At 76.7% G+C, this 3,221-nt stretch carries 2 protein-coding genes; one reads left to right on the top strand and one right to left on the bottom strand.

Annotated features, from left to right (window positions below):
- The first annotated feature begins 41 nt into the window (after positions 1 to 41).
- Positions 42 to 554, top strand: a complete 513-nt coding sequence (locus FOE67_RS20900; protein ID WP_182666381.1) for a DUF6584 family protein — start codon at positions 42 to 44, stop codon at positions 552 to 554.
- Positions 555 to 723: 169 nt separating this feature from the next.
- On the opposite strand, the gene FOE67_RS20895 is transcribed toward FOE67_RS20900, so the two are convergent.
- The coding region (locus FOE67_RS20895) for a beta-glucosidase family protein (RefSeq protein WP_438874271.1) at positions 724 to 3,221 on the bottom strand (2,498 nt) is incomplete at its 5' end.

The raw sequence follows: 3,221 nt of genomic DNA, 5'->3' as shown, positions 1-3,221 counted from the left end.
ACCCGTGGCGGGGCGCCCGGCGGGGTCGGGAGCATGGGCCCGTGGGCATCGAGCGGACCCTGGCGAGGGTGGAGACGGATCTGGCGACGGGGCGCGTCCCCCTGGCCCGACAGCGACTGCGCGGTCTGGTGGGCTCCTTCCCCCGGGACCTCGGGGTCAGGCTGCGGCTCGCGGAGGTGTACCGCCTGTACGGGGAGCCGGCGCAGGCCGGACGGTGGAGCCTGCTGGACGCCGACCGCCGCCCGGAGGAGGTGGCGGCCTTCGAGGCCCGCTACCCGGACCCGGTGGAGCGGATGCGGGCCGTGGCCTGGCGCGGGCCGGAGGAGGGGGCCGCGACCGACTTCGCCCGGGAGCGCCTGGCCGAGCTGCGCCGGGACGCCTCCCGGGCCGCCGGCCGCCCCCTGGAGTGGGGGTTCACCGACCCGGAGGGATGGGAGGAGGCGGCGGGCGGCATCGGGGACACCCTGGCCGGCTGGGGGTGTTTCGCGGCGATGGTCCTCTTCCTCGTCCTGGCCGGGATCGGGACGGCCACCGTGGTGCGCTGGCTGTGGTGAGGCGGGGCCGGGGAGCCGGTGGTGCTCCGACCGGTCACCGGATCCGGTGACCGGGGCCGGGACCGGGGCGGCCTCCTCCCGGCGGGTGGGACCCGCGCCCTTCCCGGCACGGGCGGACCCGGCCGGCCCGGGAGGGGCGACCGGGTCCGGATCCGGTACCCGGGGACGATCAGGAACGGGCCGGAGCGGCCAGGCGGAGATCGGCGACCGACCGGCCGGCGTGGAGCGTCCACCCCGTCCCCGGGGCCCGCCACCCGCCGGCGGCGGCGTCCCACAGCTCGAAGGCACGGTCGTCGAGGTCGATCACGGCCTGCACCGTCTCCCCCGGCCGCGCCGTCACCGTGGCGAAGCCGACCAGGCGACGCACCGGCAGTTCGGTGTCGCCCGCGCCCCGGTCGTCGGGGGCCGCGTAGAGCTGGACGGTCTCCCGGCCGGGTCGGTCGCCGGTGTTGCGCACCCGGACGATCGCGGTGTCGTCGAGGACCGTCAGCTCCTCGTACTCCCACCCCGTGTAGCCCAGGCCGTGGCCGAAGGGGAAGGCCGGGGCGGGGCCGTCGGGGCGCCGGTCCCACGCCCGGTAACCGATGAATACGCCTTCCCCGTAGTGGAGCTCGCCATCGGTGGGGACGACCCCGGTGACCGGGGCGTCGGTCAGGCGGGCGGGCCAGGTGGTGGGCAGCCGCCCGCCGGGCTCCTCGGCGCCGAGCAGCACCTCGGCCAGTGCCGAGCCGATCTCCTGACCGCCGAACCACCCGAGCAGGACCGCCGCCACCCGGTCCCGCCAGGGCATCTCCACCGGGGAGCCGGCGTTGACCACCACCACGGTGCGCGGGTTGACCGCCGCCACGGCCTCCACCAGGTCGTTCTGCCGACCGGGCAGTTCCAGGGAGGTCCGGTCGAAGCCCTCGCTCTCCACCCGCTCGGTGGTGGCGACCACCACCACGGCGGCGTCCGCGCCGCGGGCGGCCTCGACCGCCTCCGCGATCAGCTCCTCGGCCGGGCGCACCGGCTCCCGGTGGGTGAGGGCGAACCCGACGACCGGGAAGGGCATGGCCTCCAGCGGCGGCACGGTGTACCGCAGGGAGACGGTCACCTCCTCGCCCTTCGTCAACTCCACGGTCCCCCGCTCCCGGGGGCCGCCGAAGAACGCCTCGAAGGCGTCGTCCGAACCCGGCTGCTCGACCCCGTCGTACAGCACCTCCCCGGCGACCTCCAGGCGGAAGCCGCCCAGTCCACGGGTACCGAACCCGTGCGCGCCGGAGGTCCGGGGGGTGAAGGTCCCGGTGACCTCGACCGTGGCGAGGTGCTCCGGGGCGACGCCCTCGGGGAAGTCGCCCATCCACTGCACCTGGCCGTTGGGCAGCCGGTCCCCGCCCAGTTCGGCGCCGTCCGCGTCGCGGCAGACCGCGCGCAGCGCGAAACCCTCACCGGCGACCTGCGGCTCCTCGTTGGGGTCGGCGCCCGGTGTCCAGAGCACCGTCCCCTCCGGCAGGGCGGCCCGCAGCCCGTCCAGGGGGGAGACCACCCGCTCGGGGAAGACGGTCGCCGAGCCGCCGCCCAGTACCCGGGCGTCGCGGGCCGCGACGCCGCTGACCGCGAGCCGGCTCAGGGCAGCCGGCTCCAGCGGCAGGGCGGGGCGGTCCGCCCCGGCCGGACCGCCGGGCACGGTGCGGTTGGTCAACAGGACGAGGGAACGCCGGGCGACCTCGCGGGCCAGACCCGCCGCGTCGACGACCGGCGGCCGGTCGGCGGGCGCGACCACCGGATCCGTCCCCGTCAGGGCGCCGGTGCGGGCGGCGACCCGCAGGACGCGCAGCACCGCCGCGTCCACCAGTTCCTCCTCCACCCGGCCCTCGCGGACGGCGGCGGCCAGGGCGGGACCGTAGACGGTGCGCGGGCCGGGCATGGCGACGTCCAGCCCGCCCCGGATGGCTCCCACGGTGTCCCGGGCGGCCATCCAGTCGGAGACGATGAAGCCGTCGAACCCCCACTCCCCCCGCAGCACGCCGTTCTGCAGCGCGGCGTGCTCGCTCATGGTGGTGCCGTTGACGGAGTTGTAGGCCGCCATCACGCCCCACGGGGCGGCGCGCTCCACGATGATCTCGAAGGGCCGCAGGTACAGCTCGCGCAGGGTGCGCTCCTCCACCCGGTTGTCCACCGTGAAGCGGTCGGTCTCGGCGTCGTTGGCGACGAAGTGCTTGACCGTCGTGGCGATGCCGCCCTCCTGCACGCCGGCGACGTACCCGGCCCCGATCAGACCGCTGAGCAGGGGGTCCTCGGAGTAGCACTCGAAGTGGCGGCCGCCCAGCGGGGAGCGGTGCAGGTTGACGGTGGGGGCGAGCAGCACGTGCACGCCCTTGCGGTGCGCCTCGGCGGCCAGCAGGTGTCCCGTGCGGCGGGCCAGCCCGGGGTCCCAGGTCGCGGCGAGGGCGGTGGGCGAGGGCAGCGCGATCGAGGGGTCGTCGGCGGTCCAGCGCCGGCCGCGCACGCCGATGGGCCCGTCGGACATCACCAGGGAGTCCAGGCCGATGGCGGGGACGGCGGGCAGGGTCCACATGTCCTGTCCGGCGAGGAGCGCGGCCTTCGTGTCGAGGTCCAGGGCGGCGAGGGCGGCGCGGATGGCCCGCTCGATCCGCTCGTCGGGGCCGTGGGGGCCTGCGGGGGAAG

Source organism: Streptomyces calidiresistens (assembly GCF_014141525.1).
Taxonomy (GTDB): Bacteria; Actinomycetota; Actinomycetes; order Streptomycetales; family Streptomycetaceae; genus Streptomyces; species Streptomyces calidiresistens.
This window is presented reverse-complemented; position numbering and strand designations above follow the sequence as displayed.